Source organism: Flagellimonas sp. (assembly GCF_965215805.1).
Lineage (GTDB): Bacteria > Bacteroidota > Bacteroidia > Flavobacteriales > Flavobacteriaceae > Flagellimonas.
On sequence record NZ_OZ244124.1, the window covers coordinates 2,564,036 to 2,581,060 of the forward strand.

General features: G+C 42.7%; 21 protein-coding genes. 20 read left to right on the forward strand and 1 reads right to left on the reverse strand.

Annotated elements, in window-relative coordinates; all coding sequences use genetic code 11:
- Window positions 1-62 precede the first annotated feature (62 nt).
- Window positions 63-422, forward strand: coding sequence for a CoA-binding protein (locus ACOOE0_RS11295; protein WP_420399022.1), 360 nt, complete (start codon window positions 63-65; stop codon window positions 420-422).
- On the opposite strand, the gene ACOOE0_RS11300 is transcribed toward ACOOE0_RS11295, so the two are convergent.
- The gene (locus ACOOE0_RS11300) at window positions 406-1,887 is read right to left on the reverse strand and encodes a sodium:solute symporter (RefSeq protein ID WP_420399023.1); all 1,482 of its coding nucleotides are present in this window, start codon (window positions 1,885-1,887) and stop codon (window positions 406-408) included. The two genes, ACOOE0_RS11295 and ACOOE0_RS11300, sit on opposite strands and share 17 nt — an antisense overlap.
- Before the next feature lie 76 nt (window positions 1,888-1,963).
- Between ACOOE0_RS11300 and recR the strand changes: the two genes are divergently transcribed.
- The 19 genes from recR (at window position 1,964) to ACOOE0_RS11395 (ending at window position 17,014) form a co-directional block, all read left to right on the forward strand.
- A complete protein-coding gene (gene recR / locus ACOOE0_RS11305; protein WP_420399024.1) occupies window positions 1,964-2,584 on the forward strand; it encodes a recombination mediator RecR in 621 nt (206 codons plus the stop codon).
- A 93-nt stretch (window positions 2,585-2,677) separates the two neighbouring features.
- Window positions 2,678-4,015 (forward strand): dihydrolipoamide acetyltransferase family protein, encoded by a 1,338-nt coding sequence (locus ACOOE0_RS11310; protein WP_420399025.1) that lies wholly within the window; start codon window positions 2,678-2,680, stop codon window positions 4,013-4,015.
- Between the two features lie 65 nt (window positions 4,016-4,080).
- Window positions 4,081-4,863 carry an alpha/beta hydrolase-fold protein gene (locus ACOOE0_RS11315; protein ID WP_420399026.1) on the forward strand — a complete coding sequence of 261 codons (783 nt, stop codon included), beginning with the start codon at window positions 4,081-4,083 and terminating at the stop codon, window positions 4,861-4,863.
- A 6-nt stretch (window positions 4,864-4,869) separates the two neighbouring features.
- A complete protein-coding gene (locus ACOOE0_RS11320; RefSeq protein ID WP_420399027.1) occupies window positions 4,870-5,646 on the forward strand; it encodes an exonuclease domain-containing protein in 777 nt (258 codons plus the stop codon).
- Window positions 5,647-5,664: 18 nt separating this feature from the next.
- Complete coding sequence (locus ACOOE0_RS11325) at window positions 5,665-6,276, forward strand: fumarylacetoacetate hydrolase family protein (RefSeq protein ID WP_420399028.1); 612 nt, start codon at window positions 5,665-5,667, stop codon at window positions 6,274-6,276.
- The gene (locus ACOOE0_RS11330; protein WP_138839233.1) at window positions 6,276-6,614 is read left to right on the forward strand and encodes an Hpt domain-containing protein; all 339 of its coding nucleotides are present in this window, start codon (window positions 6,276-6,278) and stop codon (window positions 6,612-6,614) included. The genes ACOOE0_RS11325 and ACOOE0_RS11330 overlap by 1 nt, the downstream gene beginning before the upstream one ends.
- Complete coding sequence (locus ACOOE0_RS11335) at window positions 6,615-7,862, forward strand: competence/damage-inducible protein A (RefSeq protein ID WP_420399029.1); 1,248 nt, start codon at window positions 6,615-6,617, stop codon at window positions 7,860-7,862.
- Window positions 7,863-7,934: 72 nt separating this feature from the next.
- Window positions 7,935-8,162 (forward strand): 50S ribosomal protein L28, encoded by a 228-nt coding sequence (rpmB, locus tag ACOOE0_RS11340; protein WP_138839237.1) that lies wholly within the window; start codon window positions 7,935-7,937, stop codon window positions 8,160-8,162.
- Window positions 8,163-8,188: 26 nt separating this feature from the next.
- Window positions 8,189-8,371: a 50S ribosomal protein L33 gene (gene rpmG, locus ACOOE0_RS11345; protein ID WP_053972430.1), complete on the forward strand. Its 183-nt coding sequence runs from the start codon at window positions 8,189-8,191 to the stop codon at window positions 8,369-8,371.
- A gap of 44 nt (window positions 8,372-8,415) precedes the next feature.
- On the forward strand, window positions 8,416-8,568 hold the full coding sequence (locus ACOOE0_RS11350; RefSeq protein ID WP_073181591.1) for a DUF4295 domain-containing protein: 153 nt from the start codon (window positions 8,416-8,418) through the stop codon (window positions 8,566-8,568).
- 89 nt (window positions 8,569-8,657) lie between these two features.
- Window positions 8,658-9,617: a signal recognition particle-docking protein FtsY gene (gene ftsY, locus ACOOE0_RS11355; RefSeq protein WP_420399030.1), complete on the forward strand. Its 960-nt coding sequence runs from the start codon at window positions 8,658-8,660 to the stop codon at window positions 9,615-9,617.
- A gap of 8 nt (window positions 9,618-9,625) precedes the next feature.
- Window positions 9,626-10,396 carry a hypothetical protein gene (locus ACOOE0_RS11360; RefSeq protein ID WP_420399031.1) on the forward strand — a complete coding sequence of 257 codons (771 nt, stop codon included), beginning with the start codon at window positions 9,626-9,628 and terminating at the stop codon, window positions 10,394-10,396.
- 46 nt (window positions 10,397-10,442) lie between these two features.
- Complete coding sequence (locus ACOOE0_RS11365) at window positions 10,443-11,846, forward strand: sialate O-acetylesterase (protein WP_420399032.1); 1,404 nt, start codon at window positions 10,443-10,445, stop codon at window positions 11,844-11,846.
- Window positions 11,847-11,853: 7 nt separating this feature from the next.
- Window positions 11,854-12,729 (forward strand): DUF2911 domain-containing protein, encoded by an 876-nt coding sequence (locus tag ACOOE0_RS11370; RefSeq protein ID WP_420399033.1) that lies wholly within the window; start codon window positions 11,854-11,856, stop codon window positions 12,727-12,729.
- Entirely contained in the window at window positions 12,702-14,465 is a 1,764-nt protein-coding gene (locus ACOOE0_RS11375) for an amidase family protein (RefSeq protein ID WP_420399034.1), read from the forward strand. The genes ACOOE0_RS11370 and ACOOE0_RS11375 overlap by 28 nt, the downstream gene beginning before the upstream one ends.
- A gap of 97 nt (window positions 14,466-14,562) precedes the next feature.
- Window positions 14,563-15,408: a sigma-70 family RNA polymerase sigma factor gene (locus ACOOE0_RS11380; protein ID WP_420399035.1), complete on the forward strand. Its 846-nt coding sequence runs from the start codon at window positions 14,563-14,565 to the stop codon at window positions 15,406-15,408.
- A 13-nt stretch (window positions 15,409-15,421) separates the two neighbouring features.
- Window positions 15,422-15,805: a RidA family protein gene (locus tag ACOOE0_RS11385; RefSeq protein WP_420399036.1), complete on the forward strand. Its 384-nt coding sequence runs from the start codon at window positions 15,422-15,424 to the stop codon at window positions 15,803-15,805.
- A 68-nt stretch (window positions 15,806-15,873) separates the two neighbouring features.
- Window positions 15,874-16,497, forward strand: coding sequence for an FMN-dependent NADH-azoreductase (locus ACOOE0_RS11390; RefSeq protein WP_420399037.1), 624 nt, complete (start codon window positions 15,874-15,876; stop codon window positions 16,495-16,497).
- Entirely contained in the window at window positions 16,490-17,014 is a 525-nt protein-coding gene (locus ACOOE0_RS11395; RefSeq protein WP_420399038.1) for a cupin domain-containing protein, read from the forward strand. The genes ACOOE0_RS11390 and ACOOE0_RS11395 overlap by 8 nt, the downstream gene beginning before the upstream one ends.
- Window positions 17,015-17,025 lie beyond the last annotated feature (11 nt).

Sequence of the window (17,025 nt, forward strand, 5' to 3'; positions counted from 1 at the left end):
ATAGACGGGCTTTTTTTTTAATAGTTACAATCTTTATATCAGTTTAACATATAAATTAACAAATGCTTATGACACTTGTTTTTGGTGCGTCCTTAAATCCCAGTAGATATAGTAACCTTGCAATCCGCAGATTAGTTGAGAACAACATCGATACAATGGCATTTGGGGCAAGGGAAGGGAACGTTTCCGAAGTACAAATTAAAACCAAGCTGGATGATTTTCCTAATGTTGACACCATTACTTTGTACCTCAATCCGTTGCGTCAGAAGGAATACTACCAAGACATACTGGATTTAAAGCCCAAACGAGTGATTTTTAATCCAGGTACAGAAAACCCTGAATTTGTTAGAATTTTGGAAGATGCCGGAATAATGGTGGAAAATTCCTGCACCTTGGTCTTGTTGACTACTGGACAGTACTAACTTTTTCTCCCTTTTTTCGGATAAGCCAAAGTCCAAAAAAGGTCAAAAGTCCATTTAAAGGAAGCAATTCATATCCCAAAACATAGCCACCCAAGTATTCGGAAGGTATGTTGGCCACTGTCCAAATAGTGGCAACAGAAAGGGCACTTACCAACCACACCCACTGATCGTGAATCTTTTGTTTGGTGAGAATCCCAAAGGCAAAAAGACCCAATAGCGGACCGTAGGTGTATCCAGCAACGGTAAGCAAACTATCTATGACATTGCTGTTTAGGATGTACTTGAATGCGATGATCACCAAAACAAGCATCACACTCATGATAATATGGGTTCGTTTTCGTATCTGCTTTTGCCGGGATTCCTCTTTTTTCTCCACCTCCAAAAAGTCCACACAAAAAGAAGTGGTCAAGGAGGTGAGGGCACTATCTGCACTGCTATAGGCGGCGGCCACAAGTCCCAACATAAAGGTAATGGAGAGTGTCATGCCCAAACCACTGTTTAAGGCCACCTCAGGAAACAATAGGTCGGATTTGGGTTTACCATCCATTAGCGGAATGGAAATCCCATTTTTGCCTGCATAGATGAATAGGAGGGCTCCCAGCAGCATGAACAGGAATGTCACTCCTACCAAGACCAAACTAAAGGAAACCATGTTCTTCTGTGCATCTTTTAGGGATTTACAGGTGAGGTTTTTTTGCATCATGTCCTGATCAAGTCCAGTCATACAAATGGTAACGAACATACCGCCGATAAAGGATTTTACAAAGTGGTTTCTATCCAGAAAACTCTCCGTGAACAGGAATTTATCATAGGCTTTTAGTTCTTCCGATACCAAAAACTCGCCAAAGCTCCAGTCCAGTTCCCTATTGATTAGGATAATGGAAAGCACAACAGCCAATATCATGAACAGTGTCTGGAGGGTATCCGTCCAAACAATGGTCTTAATACCTCCTCTGTTGGTATAGATCCAAATCAAAAGAATGGATATGACCACGGTAAATTCAAAGCGTACACCCAAATCATCAAAGACGAACTGTTGAAGGACAATAGCTACCAAATACAGTCTAAACGCTGCTCCCAAAACCCGGGAAATAAAGAAAAAGAAGGCTCCAGTCTTATGGCTTACAACTCCAAATCGTTCCAAGAGATACTCATAGATGGAAGTCAGGTTCATTTTATAGTAGAGGGGCAGAAGCACATAGGCAACCACAAAGTACCCAAACAGATACCCTAAAACCACCTGCATGTATCCAAATTGGGAAGCTTCAATCCACCCAGGAACGGATATGAAAGTAACCCCGGAAAGTGAGGCTCCCACCATACCAAAGGCCACAAGATACCAAGGCGATTGTTTCCCAGCTTTAAAAAAATCTGCGTTACTGTCGTTTTTACCTGTAAAATACGAAATGAGCATTAGCACCATGAAATAGGCGCCAACGAGCAAGAGAATCTGAAATGCGGACATAAGAGGAATTTGAATTGCAAAGTACAAAAGTAAATTGGTAACCGTAAAATCGTAATTTTGTGGGATAAGCAGAACTATGGATTTTTCATCGAAGCTTTTGGAGAATGCCGTTTATGAAATGTCCCAATTACCGGGCATAGGCAAGCGCACGGCCCTTAGATTGGTGCTGCATTTGCTGAAGCAGCCCGAGCAGCAGACAAATCACTTGGCGGAAGCTTTATCCAAGCTCAGAAGCGAGGTGAATTTTTGCAAAACCTGCAACAATATCTCAGATACAGAGATTTGTGAGATTTGTGCCAGTCCCAAACGAGACCGCTCCTTGGTATGCGTTGTGGAGGACATCAGGGATGTAATGGCCATTGAGAGTACTTCCCAATACAAAGGATTGTACCATGTACTGGGTGGCAAAATATCCCCTATGGAAGGTATTGGACCGCAAGATTTAAATATTGTTCCCTTGATCAATAGGGTGAAACAAGGGGAAGTGCAGGAACTGATTTTTGCCTTGAGCTCTACTATGGAAGGAGATACTACCAATTTCTATATCTATAAGCAGTTGGAGGGGTTAAAGGTGACTACTTCCACCATTGCCCGTGGAATTTCCGTAGGGGATGAACTGGAATATGCAGATGAAGTCACTTTGGGCAGGAGCATCTTGAATAGAATTCCGTTTGAAAACGCAATCAAGGCAAGTTGATAGCGGCAGAATAATGCATAAAAAATAAGAATAAGCGGATTTCTTTATTATTTTTGCAAAATAAAGGTCGATATCCGTTCGTTAAATAAGAATATGTCAAAATTTGAATTGAAGTTACCGCAGATGGGAGAAAGTGTTGCAGAGGCAACATTGACTACATGGTTGAAGGAAGTGGGCGACACTATTGAAATGGATGAAGCCATCTTTGAGATTGCCACGGATAAAGTTGATTCAGAGGTGCCCAGTGAAGTAGAGGGTGTGCTTTTGGAAAAGCGTTTCAACGTGGATGATGTAATCAAAGTTGGAGAGGTGGTAGCCGTTATTCAAACTGATCAAGTTGTCGAGGCAGCATCAAACGGACAAGATACAACGGAGCCCGAGGAAGCCATTGAAGTTCCTGCAGCGGAACTTGAAAGCCAGATATCCCAAGTACAAGAATCCATTGCAACACCAACACCTGATTTTGGGTCTTCCGAAAGATTTTACTCACCCTTGGTGCGGAATATTGCCAAGGAAGAGGGCGTTTCCATGGAAGAATTGGAAACCATAATTGGAACAGGTAAGGAAGGAAGGGTCACAAAAAACGATATCAAGGCATTTTTGGAGCATCGTTCAACCAACGGTAGCCCAGTTACCGCTGCACCAGAAACCAAAGAAGCCGCACCTTCTCCCGCAAAACCTAAAAAGGAGGAGGCCAAGGCTGCACCGATACCAGTAGCGAGTGGTGATGAAGTCATTCCTTTGACCAGGATGGGCAAGTTGATCGCCCACCACATGGTAGAGAGCATAACTACATCGGCGCATGTACAAAGTTTTGTGGAAGTGGATGTAACCAATGTGGTCAACTGGAGGAACAAAATGAAGGATGCTTTCCAGAAAAGGGAGGGGGAGAAACTTACCTTTACGCCCATTTTTATGGAGGCAGTTGCCATGGCTCTTAAAAAATATCCTTTGATGAACATTTCCTTGGATGGGGACAAGGTCATCAAAAAGAAGAACATCAATTTAGGTATGGCTGCAGCCTTACCTGATGGCAACCTTATTGTTCCAGTGATTAAAAACGCCGACCAACTTAATTTGGTGGGGATGGCCAAAACCGTGAACGATTTGGCCAATAGGGCCAGAAACAACGAATTAAAGCCAGATGAGGTCCAAGATGGCACCTATACCGTGACCAACGTAGGTTCCTTTGGAAGTATTTTTGGTACGCCCATTATCAATCAACCCCAAGTAGGAATTCTTGCCTTGGGTGCTATCCGCAAGATGCCATCTGTAATTGAAACCGATCAAGGGGAGTATATTGGTATCCGCAGTAAGATGTTCCTCTCCCATAGTTATGATCATAGGGTGGTCAACGGCGCTCTTGGCGGTATGTTTGTAAAGACTGTGGCGGATTATTTGGAAGCCTGGGATATTAATCGGGAAATCTAGCCCGTAAAAGAGGTCTTTTTCATTTCACTATGCTTATTTTAGGGGTTGAATTAATTCATCAATCCATGAAACAGCTTATGCCCCTTGCTTTAGGGTTTCTTATTTTGTTCTGCTTGCCTATGAGTGCTCAGGACCTTTCCGTTTATCAGAAAAAACATTTTGTAAAAAATGGGGATAGTCTGCCCTATAGACTGCTTTTACCCAAAGATTACAATCCAAAGGAAAAATACCCCTTGATACTTTTCCTTCATGGTTCCGGGGAGCGGGGCAATAATAACGAGTCGCAACTGGTCCATGGGTCAGGGCTGTTTTTACAAGATGAGGTAAGAGAGCAACAGAAGGCGATAGTGGTATTCCCGCAATGCGCCGCCAACAGTTCTTGGGCCAAAATTGATGTTAAGGGAGATTTCGGGAATCGGGAATTCATCTTTTATGAAAATGCGGAACCCACAAAGGATATGTTGCTACTGGAAGGTCTTATAAAATACTTGAAGAAGAACTACAAGCTGGATAAAAACAGGTTGTATGTAGGCGGACTTTCCATGGGCGGAATGGGAACCTTTGAACTGGTACGAAGAAATCCAAAAATGTTTGCCGCTGCATTTCCTATTTGTGGTGGAGCCAATCCCAACATCAGCAAAAAATTGGGCAAACCGCATTGGTGGGTATTCCATGGGGCTGCGGATGAGGTTGTACCGGAAAAATGTTCAGGAGACATGGTGAAGGCCATGGGGCAGTCAGGGATTAACGTGAAATATACAGTTTACCCAGGTGTAGGTCATAATAGCTGGGACAACACCTTTGAAGAACCTGAATTGTTAACTTGGTTATTTTCTAAATCGAAATAGAATTTTATGGAGTTACAACTTACCAAGCCTATTTGTTTTTTCGATTTGGAGACTACGGGAATCAATGTGGCCAAGGACAGAATTGTGGAAATTTCCATCCTAAAGGTTTTTCCCAATGGTAACAAGGAAAGTAAGACCTGGCTGGTGAATCCCGAGATGCCCATCCCGCCTGAAGTGGTGGCCGTGCATGGTATTTCCAACGAAAAGGTGGCCAATGAGCCTACCTTTAAACAGTTGTCCAAGGAAATCTATAAAATGATCAAGGACAGTGATCTGGCAGGGTTTAATTCGGATCGGTTCGATATCCCATTGCTTGCCGAGGAAATGCTTAGGGCCGATGTGGATTTTGATATGAAGAACATGGTTTCCGTAGATGTACAGACCATCTTTCATAAAATGGAAAAAAGAACCTTGGAAGCGGCCTACAAATTTTACTGCGACAAGAATTTGGAAGATGCACACAGTGCCCAAGCCGACACCTTGGCGACCTACGAAGTACTCTTGGCCCAACTGGACAGATACCCCGAGTTGGAGAACAATGTGAAAAAACTCTCGGAATTCACAACACGTAAACAATCCTTGGATTTTGCGGGATTCATTGGCATTGATGATCAAGAGCGGCCCATCTTTGCCTTTGGAAAGCATAAGGGCAAAACTGTGGATGAGGTGATGGAATCCGAACCTGGATATTTTGGTTGGATTTTGAATGCCGATTTCCCATTGTACACCAAAAAAGTACTTACCCAGATAAAGTTGAGCAAACTGAACAACAAATTGTCATAATCAAAATCACAAAAGGGAATGAAGCTGATATGCATTGGAAGAAACTATGCTGCGCATATTGATGAGTTGAACAACGAACGTCCTGAAGAACCTGTAGTATTTATCAAACCCGATTCCGCCATCTTGCCCAAAGAGCAGGATTTTTACATTCCAGAATTTTCAGAGGACATTCATTACGAGGTGGAGGTCTTGGTAAAAATCAAAAAAGTGGGCAAGCATATAGCCCCACAATTTGCACATACCTATTATGATGAAATTGGATTGGGAATTGATTTTACGGCAAGAGACCTTCAATCCAAGTTAAAAGCAAAAGGATTACCCTGGGAAAAAGCAAAGGGATTTGATGGGTCAGCCATTGTTGGTAGGTGGAAGCTGAAAAATTCGTACGAAAATGTTGACAACTTATCATTTCAACTAATAAAAAATGAAGAGGAAGTCCAAAATGGCAATACTTCCTTGATGCTGTGGAAAATAGATGAACTTATTGCTCATGTTTCCACTTATTTTATGCTCAAAAAGGGCGATATTTTGTTCACTGGCACCCCTGCCGGTGTTGGTAAAGTAAGCCCAAATGATTACCTTGTAGGGATGCTGGAAGGAGAACAGCTGTTTGAAATTAATGTGAAATAATGATTTACAACCTCGACAAGATTAATGAAATGGCGGAAGGCGACCAAGATTTCGTAATATCTGTTATTTCTGTGTTTTTGGAAGAAGTTCCCGTTGATTTGGAAGGCTTGGAAACGGCCATTGGAGCGCGGGATTATGAAAATGTTTACAAGCTCGCCCACAAAATCAAACCCAATGTGGATCTTCTGGGAATGGAACAGACCCGTGCCACGGCCCTGGAAATTGAAACCTTGGGCAAGAACACGGCCAATATGGACGAAATTGAGCAAAAATTTCCCCTTCTAAAGAAGGATGTACTTCAAGTAGTGTCCGAACTTCAAAAAGATTTTGATCTTTAAATGCAGGCAGAAATCATAACCATTGGGGATGAGATTCTCATTGGACAGGTGGTGGACTCCAACTCTACATTTATAGCAAAGGAACTCAACAAGATTGGTGTTTCCGTTCACCAAATAACTTCCGTGCAAGATGATCGGGAGCAAATTTTGGATGTTATGGAAACTGCGGGAACCCGATCTTCCATTGTAATCATGACGGGAGGACTTGGACCTACCAAGGATGACATCACGAAACATACCCTTTGTGAGTTTTTGGATGATGAACTGGTACAGGATGATGCCGTACTTAAAAATGTTGAGGAACTCTTCAAGAAATATTTTTCCACTCCCATTTCCGATTTGAATAGAAAACAAGCTTTGGTGCCTTCTAAAGCGGTGGTTCTTCAAAATCCCAATGGAACGGCGCCAGGATTATGGATGAAACGAGGCGAAACGGTCTTTGTTTCCTTACCAGGGGTACCTTTTGAGATGAAACACCTGATCCGTAATCTGGTTGTTCCCAAAATCACCAAAGAATTTGAGCGACCCCATATATATCACAAGACCATTGTTACCTATGGATTGGGAGAAAGCGCTTTGGCGGACAAAATTGAAAATTGGGAAGACAATCTTCCCAACTTTATAAAACTGGCCTATTTGCCGAACCTTGGGAAAGTACGACTCAGACTGACGGCCAAGGGCAAGGAGAAGCAAACCATTGTGGAGGCAGTGGAGAAGGAGGTGCAAGGTCTTTATCGATTGATTGGCGATATAATTTACGGGGAGGACGATGGGGATTCCATAGAACAACAGATAGGAAAGGTCATGACCAAAAAAAAGCTGACCTTGGCCACCGCCGAGAGCTTTACCGGGGGAAAAATAGCGGAAAAAATCACAGCTGTTCCAGGGGCTTCAGCCTACTTTAAAGGGAGTGTGGTTAGTTACGCCACCGAGACCAAAATTAAAGTGTTGGACGTTCCGCAAGACATGGTTGAGGCGCATTCGGTAGTGAGCGAGCCCGTGGCCATAGCCATGGCAAAAAATGTTCAAAATCTGTTGGATACGGATTTTGCAATAGCCACAACAGGGAACGCAGGACCAACCAAAGGGGATTCCGATGCCGAAGTGGGAACCGTTTTTATTGCCATCGCCACTCCAAATGATACATTTGCCCAGAAATTTACCATCGGCAAGAACAGGGAACGTATCGTGAACCGCTCGGTAAATAGAGCGTTTGAAATGCTTTGGAAAGAAATTTTAAATTTCTGAAAAAGAATTTTGTCCGTCCGTATAAATGGCATAAATTTGCAGCCTCAATAAAATCACTCAAAAGTTAGGGAGATGTCTAAAGTTTGTGAAGTTACAGGAAAAAAGGTGATGTTTGGAAACAACGTTTCCTTCTCTATCAATAAAACCAAGAGAAGGTTTGACTCGAATATTTCCAAAAAGAAATTTTACATCCCAGAAGAAGATCGTTGGGTAACCCTTAATGTATCATCCAAAGGTTTAAAAATCATCAATAAAAAAGGAATCTCTGCTGTTTTAAAGGAAATCAATTCCAAAAAATAGATTGACAAGATTTTAAGTTCAAGACAATGGCAAAGAAAGGAAATAGAATTCAGGTTATTTTGGAGTGTACAGAACACAAGGAGTCTGGTATGCCCGGTACTTCTAGATATATTACTACCAAGAACAAAAAGAACACGCCCGATAGAATGGAGATTAAAAAATTCAATCCCATTCTTAAGCGTATGACAATTCATAAAGAAATTAAGTAATTCGGATTTTACGAAGTAAGATTCAAAGCAATAACAAGTAAGCCATGGCAAAGAAAACAGTAGCAACGCTTCAGTCATCATCCAAAAGATTGACCAAGGCCATCAAAATGGTCAAGTCTCCAAAAACAGGAGCCTATACTTTTGTGGAGTCAGTTATGGCGCCAGAATTGGTAAACGACTGGTTGAACAAAAAATAATCAGTTGTCGAAGAAATTGAAAGCCGCTTATTAAGCGGCTTTTTTTATGCCTTTACTTTCCTATCTTTGAAGCTTGATGAAGATTGCTTATGAGCCTATTTAAAAACATTTTTTCCTCTGATAAAAAAGAGACTTTGGACAAAGGCCTGGAAAAGTCGAAAACCAGTTTTTTTGGAAAGTTGGGGAAGGCCGTTGCAGGGAAATCCAAAGTGGATGATGAGGTGTTGGATAATTTGGAGGAAGTCCTTGTTACATCCGATGTTGGAGTGGACACCACGTTGAAAATTATTGATAGGATAGAAGAACGGGTGTCCCGGGACAAGTATTTGGGAACCGATGAACTCAATACGATCCTACGGGAAGAAATAGCTGGTTTATTGTCCGAAACCCATGTGGGAGAGGACACGGATTTCGTAGTGCCGAAAGATAAAAAGCCCTATGTGATCATGGTGGTTGGCGTAAATGGAGTTGGGAAGACCACCACGATTGGCAAGTTGGCCCACCAATTCAAAAATCAAGGACTAAAAGTTGTTTTGGGTGCTGGAGATACCTTTAGGGCTGCCGCCATTGACCAGTTACAAGTTTGGGCGGATCGGGTGGATGTACCCATCATCAAACAAAAAATGGGAAGTGACCCGGCTTCAGTAGCTTTTGATACCCTAAACTCCGCGGTTGCGGAAGAGGCCGATGTTGTGTTGATAGATACCGCAGGCCGACTACATAACAAAGTCAACCTTATGAATGAGCTTTCCAAGGTAAAACGGGTAATGCAAAAGGTGGTGCCGGACGCCCCGCATGATGTACTTCTGGTTTTGGATGGTTCAACAGGACAAAATGCATTTGAACAGGCCAAACAGTTTACCAAGGCAACAGAAGTTTCCAGTTTGGCGGTCACCAAATTGGATGGTACGGCCAAAGGTGGGGTGGTCATCGGAATTTCTGACCAATTTCAAATACCCGTAAAATATATTGGGGTGGGAGAAGGTATTGAAGACCTACAAGTGTTCAATAAATATGAGTTTGTAGATTCCTTTTTTAAAATAGAATAATCAGCTTTATGGGTAGAATTCATCTGTTCGAATTTGAGGATCAAAAGTGGTTTCCCGCTTTTCTGCGCAATTACGGTACAGATTTTCTGCAATTTCTTTCCAACAAGACCAAAATGTACAAGCCTATTGTTCCCGTGCTGGAAAAAGGGCTTAAAACCTGCGGAGTCGATACCATTGTGGATTTGGGCTCCGGCGGTGGCGGCGGCCTACTTTGGTTGAACTCGGAATTATTGAAATCCAATCCTGGATTAAAAATTGTTTTGACCGATTTTTACCCCAACCTCAATGCCTTTAAATTTACCCAAAAGCAGGCGGGAAATTTTGAATTCATAGACCCCCCAGTGGATGCCAGAAATGTGCCTGAAAATTTAAAGGGTTTTAGAACGCAGTTCCTTTCCCTACATCATTTTAAACCCAAAGATGCTCAAAAAATTCTTCAAAATGCAGTAAATGCCAGTTCAGGCATTGGTGTATTTGAAGCCCAGGAACGAAGTGTTCCGAGTATTTTGGCCATGTTGTTCTCACCAATCAGTGTTTTGTTGACTACCCCTTTTATTAGACCCTTCAAATGGGGTCGTCTGCTGTTTACCTATCTTATTCCCATTGTTCCCTTGTTTGTGTTGTGGGATGGCATTGTATCCTCCCTTCGTACCTACTCCGTTAAGGAAATGGAAGCTTTGGTGGCTTCTTTGGAACAGGTAGATTCATACCATTGGGAAATCCAAAGGGTCAAATCCGGTCCCGGAGTTATTTTGTACCTTTTGGGAACTCCTAAATAGGGAGAGATTATCTTCAATTCTAAATAACAACCAATTAAACCTCATTATGGGAAGATTACTTTTTTTCATATTTCTATTCTGCACAAGCTTTGCCTTTGCCAAAATATGGACACCCACCATTATTTCGGATAACATGGTCCTCCAACAACAATCAACAGCAACCATTTGGGGTTGGACCACCCACACGGGTGAAACGATTACGATCTCTGGATCATGGGACAATATTGAAGTCACAGCAAAGGCCCATCAGGGTGTTTGGTCGGTCCAATTGCCCACACCGATTGCGGGTGGCCCTTACACGGTTACGATCAAGGGTCATGAAGAAATTGTTTTATCCAATGTGATGATTGGGGAGGTTTGGATAGCTTCGGGCCAATCCAACATGCAGTGGACTCCCAATATGGGGTTGGATAATGTAAAGGAAGAAATAGCTGCCGCCAATTATCCCAATATTAGATTTTTTCAGGTACCACAGCGAAAATCCGATACCCCACAGAACGATACACCTGGCGAATGGTCGTCTTGCACACCTGAATCCATGCAGAACTTTAGTTCTGTGGCCTATTTTTTCGGCAGAAAACTCCATAAGGATTTATCCGTACCTGTGGGATTGATCAGTTCCAATTGGGGAGGTACCCCTGTAGAAGTTTGGATACCGGAAGAACAAATAGAGAAAGACAAGGAATTAAAGTTAGCTGCACAGCAGATTTCAGAATTCGAATGGTGGCCCCATCTACCTGGTACTGCTTATAATGGAATGGTTCATCCCCTGTTGAAATTTGACATTGCAGGAACCATTTGGTATCAAGGGGAATCCAATAGGGCCAATTCCAAATCCTATTACAAGTCGTTCCCTTTATTGATCAATTCTTGGAGAGAACAATGGAATAAGAATTTCCCCTTTTACTTTGCCCAAATTGCACCCTATGATTATGACAAAGAGAAAAAAGATATCAAAGCCGCAGTGGTGCGGGATGCCCAGTTGTACACCATGCAATCCGTTCCTAATACGGGCATGGCCGTTACCAATGATATCGGTAATCTGAAAGATATACACCCCACCAATAAACAGGAAGTGGGCAGGCGATTGGCACTATGGGCTTTGGCCAAAACCTATGGCGTAACAGATTTAACCTATAGCGGACCCGTGTACAAAAGCATGGAAATCAAGCGGAACAAAATAACGCTGGATTTTGACCATGCTGAAAACGGACTGAAGATGGATGGGAAAACTTTGAAAGAGTTTTATATAGCAGGCGAGGACCAAGTGTTTCATGAAGCCAAGGCAAGAATCAAAGGCAATAGGGTAGAAGTGTCTTCTTCAAAAGTAAAGGAACCCGTTGCAGTCAGGTTTGCATTTTATGACAAGGCATTGCCCAATTTGTTCAATCAGGAGGGCTTACCTGCTTCGGCTTTTAGAACAGATGATTGGGAAATTGACTTAGATTGATATCAGCATGGCGCAGCTTAAATTGACCTTGCAAATTTTTGGATTACTGCTTGTGCTGTCAACAACGCAACTCACAGCACAGCTCACACATCCCAAAGCTAGTCCCGCAGCGATGGTGGAACAGGCTGTGGGACTTTCTAAGATAATAGTCCACTATTCCAGACCTGCTGTTAGAGGGAGAAATATTTTTGGCGACTTGGTACCTTACGGTCGCATTTGGCGTGTTGGGGCCAATGAATCCACTAAAATTACTGTGGATACGGATATGGAGGTTATGGGAAAAGTCCTTCCCAAAGGGACTTATGCGCTATATGCTTTTCCTGAATCAGAAGCATGGGAAATTGCATTCCACAACAATTTGAGCCATTGGGGAGATGGTCGAAAGAACTATAAACCAGAGGAAGACCTATTTCGTATCTCGGTGCAACCCGAGAAAATAGGTGGCCATCAAGAGAACTTTCTGATCACTTTTGATGCCATAACCCATAATTCCGCGCAGATGAAATTGGTATGGGCAAACACGCAGGTGGTAATCCCCTTCAAAGTAGATACCCATGCCCAAATGGAAAGGGAAATCGCAAAAAAGTTGGAGAAATCGCCAACAGCCCAAACCTATTATGAAGCGGCACGCTACCTGCAGGAGCAAAACAAAGACCCCAAAAGAGCTTTGGGTTATTTGAACAAGGCCCTAGAATTGGGAGGTGACACTTATTACTTTCATAGGGTAAAATCCCTTGTGGAAGCCCAGTTGGGAGATTATGGGTCAGCCATAGCTTCTGCTCGGAAGTCACTAAAAATTGCTGCAAATCTGGAGAAAGATGAGTTTGTTCGGATGAATCAAAAGAACATTGCTAAATGGGAAAAATTACTGGAACAAAAATGAAAATGCGAAAGAATTCCCTTAGGGTTGCCTTGGGAATGGTGACATTATGTTTTGCGTTGCAATCCTGCCAATTCATTGAGAAGAAAGAGGTTGATACTGAAGATGAAAGTGCTTCCGCAGCTGTGGATACGGAAAAAGAAATAACGGAGACAACCAAGGAGTCCCTTTGGACTCCATATGACGAGACCGCAGAAATTCAGGAGAACGCTAATCATGAAAATGAGCGAATGCGATTCAAATTCATTCAATCCAAAATTTTGGACAAGAATGAGGTTTTTGCTCCGCTTTATGCCGAGGTGTCCAAGTTCCCAAAGGAAAAATACGAAATGATGAAACCGTTGGTGTTGGAACAGGACATACCAACCATACAAAACGCGATTAAGGAGGGCAAATTCAACTACACGGAATTGGTACTGTTCTATCTCAGTAGAATCTATAGGTATGAGCTGGATAAAGCCACCACTTTGAACACGTTAATTGCGCTAAACCCCAATGTTTTGGATGAAGCCAAGAAATTGGATACCAATGCGGAAGGACACCATCCTATCTACGGAATGCCAATTTTACTGAAGGACAATATCGGTACCTCCGGAATGAATACCACTGCTGGGGCTATAGCACTACGGGATAACCAAACGGAGGACGCATTTATCGTGCAACGATTAAAAGAAAACGGCGCACTCATTTTGGGCAAGGTAAACCTAAGTGAATGGGCCAATTTTATTTGTGAGTGCCCCAACGGACAAAGTGCTGTTGGTGGGCAAACTTTGAACCCCTACGGTCGTCGTGCCTTTGATACAGGTGGGTCCAGTGCTGGAAGTGGGACCTCGGTGGCGGCCAATTACGCCGTGGCTGCAGTTGGAACGGAAACTTCAGGCTCTATCTTGTCTCCCTCGGGCCAAAACTCCGTGGTGGGAATGAAACCTACAGTAGGTCTGCTGAGCCGTACTGGTATTGTACCCATTTCGAGTACTTTGGATACCCCAGGCCCCATGACCAAAAGTGTTGTGGATAACGGTATACTTCTGGATGCCATGAGGGGGTTTGACATAGAGGATGAAAAGTCGGTCAAAGCGGATTGGGATGAAAATTGGTATGCTGAGAAAGTGAGTTTGAAGGGTAAAAAATTTGGTGCCTTCAAAAACTATATGAAAAGTGATTCCATTTACAGGGAGACCATGGAGCAATTAAGAGCAGCTGGGGCAAAAATTATTGAATTTGAACCCCCTGAAGTCAATTTTGATGGATTCCTTTCCATTCTCAATATCGATATGAAAAATGACTTGCCATCATATATTGGTGCGCATGTAAAGGATACAAATCGAGTTGCAGTGCGAAGTGTACAAGACGTTGTGGAGTTTAATAAAAAAGACAGTCTGACCAGAATTCCTTATGACCAAGCTCGTTTGGATGGGATTTTGGCGGACACCACATCTGCCGATGGTCTTAAAGAGATTAAACAAAGGACAAGGAGGGCTGGACGCACCTATTTTAATACTCCTATGAACGATTATGGCTTGGATGCCATTCTATCTATTAACAACCATGACGCTGGCGCAGCGGCCGCCGCTGAATATCCCGCCCTCACTGTTCCCATGGGATATAAAGTTTCTGGAGAACCCATAAATTTGACCTTTGTTGGAAAACAATTTCAAGAGGGAAAACTATATGCCCTCGGGGCTGCTTTTGAATCCCTTGTCCAAGCACGTAAAATTCCAAAAGCATATATGGATTGATTCCATGGTTCCCTGGTTTTTGTACAAGTATCTTGTTGGAAAGCAATCTTTTTTCAAAATAATGTCACGTTTTTTGGTTTTGGTTTGTCATTAAGTCATGGAAGATTATCAAAATAAGTTATTTCCCTATGCCTATAACATTTTAGGCTCGGCGGATGATGCCAAGGACGCCATACAGGAAATCTTGATCAAATACCAGGACGTAAAAAACCAAGCTGTCCAAAATGAAATGGGATATCTTGTACGATCCGTAATCAACGAGTCCATCAACCTTAAAAAGAAACGGCAATTGGGCTTGTCCGATGCCTTATGGCTTCCAGAACCCATTGCTACGGATACCACCGACGAACAGATAGATAGCTCAGCGATCATATCCTATTCCATGATGGTGCTTTTGGAAAAACTTTCACCAAAGGAAAGAGCAGTTTTTATTCTTAAAGAAGCATTTGGGTATTCCCATAAGGAAATTGGTTTGGTGTTGGAAATGACCCTTGAGAATTCAAGAAAGCTGTTGAGCAGGGGTAGGAGTAGGTTGCGCTCCCTAAAAAGAGGAGTTTCCATAGACCATGCCAAGGTTCCCAAGGCGTATCTAAAACGATATGTGGATAGCATTCGAAGTGGGGATGTCAAAAACTTGGAGCAAATGTTGTCCGAAGATATTATGGTTTCAGCCGATGGTGGCGACGAAATCCAAGTGGTTCGGGAACTGACCCAAGGTCTTCAAGCAGCCGTTAAGCTTCTTCTCTACGTGTTTAAGACGTATCAACAAAAAAACAAGATAGTTGTTACCGAGGTTAACCATCAACCTGCCTTGCTTTACTACCAGGACGGGGTGTTGGTCAATTGCCAGATATTTCAGATTGAGGATGGAAAGATCGTCCAAATCCATGCGCAACTGGCACCCAATAAATTAAAGGCACTTAAATCGGCCGTTAATCCATAAATCAAAAAAATACATGACTAGAGAACGAATTAGCTCAGGTTCAACCTTTGAGCAACAGATTGCCTATTCCCGCGCCATAGTGGATGGCCGATGGGTCTTTGTTTCCGGTACCACGGGTTTTGATTACACCAACATGACCATCTCAGAAGATTTGACAGAACAGACAAGGCAATGCCTTAAAAATATTGATGAGGCCCTGGTGAAAGCCGAATCCGGTTTACAAGATGTGGTACGTGTACTGTATATCCTTCCCAATGCACAGGAATTTGAACAGTGTTGGCCTGTACTCCGTGAATTTTTTGGAACTGTTCGACCGGCAGCCACCATGATTTCTGCCGGGCTATCGGATCCCCGAATGAAAATTGAAATCCAAGTAACCGCATTAAAGAAAAAATAAGAAATACTATGGGAACAGTGTCACGTTTTCCGTTCGGATTTTGTCCTATTCATATGAAGCAAAATACTATGAAGACATTGTTACGAATTGACTGTAGCGCCAGAAAGCTAGGTTCCCATTCCAGGGAATTGGCAGATTATTTTGAAGCAAGATGGAAACAATCCAACCCGGATGGCCGTGTTATCCACAGGGATTTAACTCGGGAACAATTGCCGCATATCCGGAACAACACCATAGAGGGCTTCCATGTTTCTCCACACGAGGCAGATGTCCATCAGAAAAATGCAGTGGCGCTTTCCAATCGGCTGATTAGCGAACTTAAAAAGGCTGATGAAGTGGTGGTGAGCAGCCCCCTTTACAATCTTAATGTGCCTTCCAACCTTAAGGCCTATATGGATCAGGTGGTACGGGCAGGGCATACCTTCGGCATGGATGAACAGGGGTATCACGGATTACTCCAAAACAAAAAGGTGTTTTTGATCACTTCCAAGGGAGGGGTCTATAAAAACACTCCAATGGAAAAATTGGATTTCCAGGAACCTTACCTCAAGGCCATTTTTGCGCATATGGGGATAAAGGATGTTGAAACCTTCTCCCTGGAAGGAACTGCCTACCAAAATTTGGTGGATAAGAACAAAAAGACTCTTCAACTTGCAATTGATTCAACCCTTAACATGACAACAAATGAATAATATAGCTAAAACTAAAACCGATTATTTTAACGATGTTCTTGAAAACAAAGCTACTGTAATATTGCCCAACGAGGGGGAACGGCTATTGCTCAAGGATATTGAGTTTACCTTTAAAGTCACCAGTGAAATGTCCAACGATCAACTGGGAGTTTACAAGATCACGTTGAACCCCATGGCCATTGGTGCCAAATTGCACTACCATAGGTTTATGGACGAGACCTTTATTGTGGACAAAGGTGAACTGACCATTCAAGTGGGGGAAGACATCTTTAAAGCAGGAAAGGGGGCCATTATCTATGTCCCCAGGTTCACACCTCATGGATTTCAAAATGACACTGAGGAAAAAGTGGAACTTACGTTGCTCTTTAATCCATCACAAAAACGGGAGGGATTTTTCCGTGGACTTTTGGAAACTTTGTCAGAAGAACCCATAGACCCTCAAAAGTATTTGAAGCTGTACAACAAATACGATAGCTTTCCAGTGGACACTTCCAATATGATTCCTAAAAGAGATTGATATGGTATTCG

Bases quoted from the DNA above. Each gene is read 5' to 3' on its own strand.
- ACOOE0_RS11295 (WP_420399022.1), top strand. From the start codon at position 63: ATGCTTATGACACTTGTTTTTGGTGCGTCCTTAAATCCCAGTAGATAT.
- ACOOE0_RS11300 (WP_420399023.1), bottom strand. From the start codon at position 1,887: ATGTCCGCATTTCAGATTCTCTTGCTCGTTGGCGCCTATTTCATGGTG.
- recR (WP_420399024.1), top strand. From the start codon at position 1,964: ATGGATTTTTCATCGAAGCTTTTGGAGAATGCCGTTTATGAAATGTCC.
- ACOOE0_RS11310 (WP_420399025.1), top strand. From the start codon at position 2,678: ATGTCAAAATTTGAATTGAAGTTACCGCAGATGGGAGAAAGTGTTGCA.
- ACOOE0_RS11315 (WP_420399026.1), top strand. From the start codon at position 4,081: ATGAAACAGCTTATGCCCCTTGCTTTAGGGTTTCTTATTTTGTTCTGC.
- ACOOE0_RS11320 (WP_420399027.1), top strand. From the start codon at position 4,870: ATGGAGTTACAACTTACCAAGCCTATTTGTTTTTTCGATTTGGAGACT.
- ACOOE0_RS11325 (WP_420399028.1), top strand. From the start codon at position 5,665: ATGAAGCTGATATGCATTGGAAGAAACTATGCTGCGCATATTGATGAG.
- ACOOE0_RS11330 (WP_138839233.1), top strand. From the start codon at position 6,276: ATGATTTACAACCTCGACAAGATTAATGAAATGGCGGAAGGCGACCAA.
- ACOOE0_RS11335 (WP_420399029.1), top strand. From the start codon at position 6,615: ATGCAGGCAGAAATCATAACCATTGGGGATGAGATTCTCATTGGACAG.
- rpmB (WP_138839237.1), top strand. From the start codon at position 7,935: ATGTCTAAAGTTTGTGAAGTTACAGGAAAAAAGGTGATGTTTGGAAAC.
- rpmG (WP_053972430.1), top strand. From the start codon at position 8,189: ATGGCAAAGAAAGGAAATAGAATTCAGGTTATTTTGGAGTGTACAGAA.
- ACOOE0_RS11350 (WP_073181591.1), top strand. From the start codon at position 8,416: ATGGCAAAGAAAACAGTAGCAACGCTTCAGTCATCATCCAAAAGATTG.
- ftsY (WP_420399030.1), top strand. From the start codon at position 8,658: ATGAGCCTATTTAAAAACATTTTTTCCTCTGATAAAAAAGAGACTTTG.
- ACOOE0_RS11360 (WP_420399031.1), top strand. From the start codon at position 9,626: ATGGGTAGAATTCATCTGTTCGAATTTGAGGATCAAAAGTGGTTTCCC.
- ACOOE0_RS11365 (WP_420399032.1), top strand. From the start codon at position 10,443: ATGGGAAGATTACTTTTTTTCATATTTCTATTCTGCACAAGCTTTGCC.
- ACOOE0_RS11370 (WP_420399033.1), top strand. From the start codon at position 11,854: ATGGCGCAGCTTAAATTGACCTTGCAAATTTTTGGATTACTGCTTGTG.
- ACOOE0_RS11375 (WP_420399034.1), top strand. From the start codon at position 12,702: ATGGGAAAAATTACTGGAACAAAAATGAAAATGCGAAAGAATTCCCTT.
- ACOOE0_RS11380 (WP_420399035.1), top strand. From the start codon at position 14,563: ATGGAAGATTATCAAAATAAGTTATTTCCCTATGCCTATAACATTTTA.
- ACOOE0_RS11385 (WP_420399036.1), top strand. From the start codon at position 15,422: ATGACTAGAGAACGAATTAGCTCAGGTTCAACCTTTGAGCAACAGATT.
- ACOOE0_RS11390 (WP_420399037.1), top strand. From the start codon at position 15,874: ATGAAGACATTGTTACGAATTGACTGTAGCGCCAGAAAGCTAGGTTCC.
- ACOOE0_RS11395 (WP_420399038.1), top strand. From the start codon at position 16,490: ATGAATAATATAGCTAAAACTAAAACCGATTATTTTAACGATGTTCTT.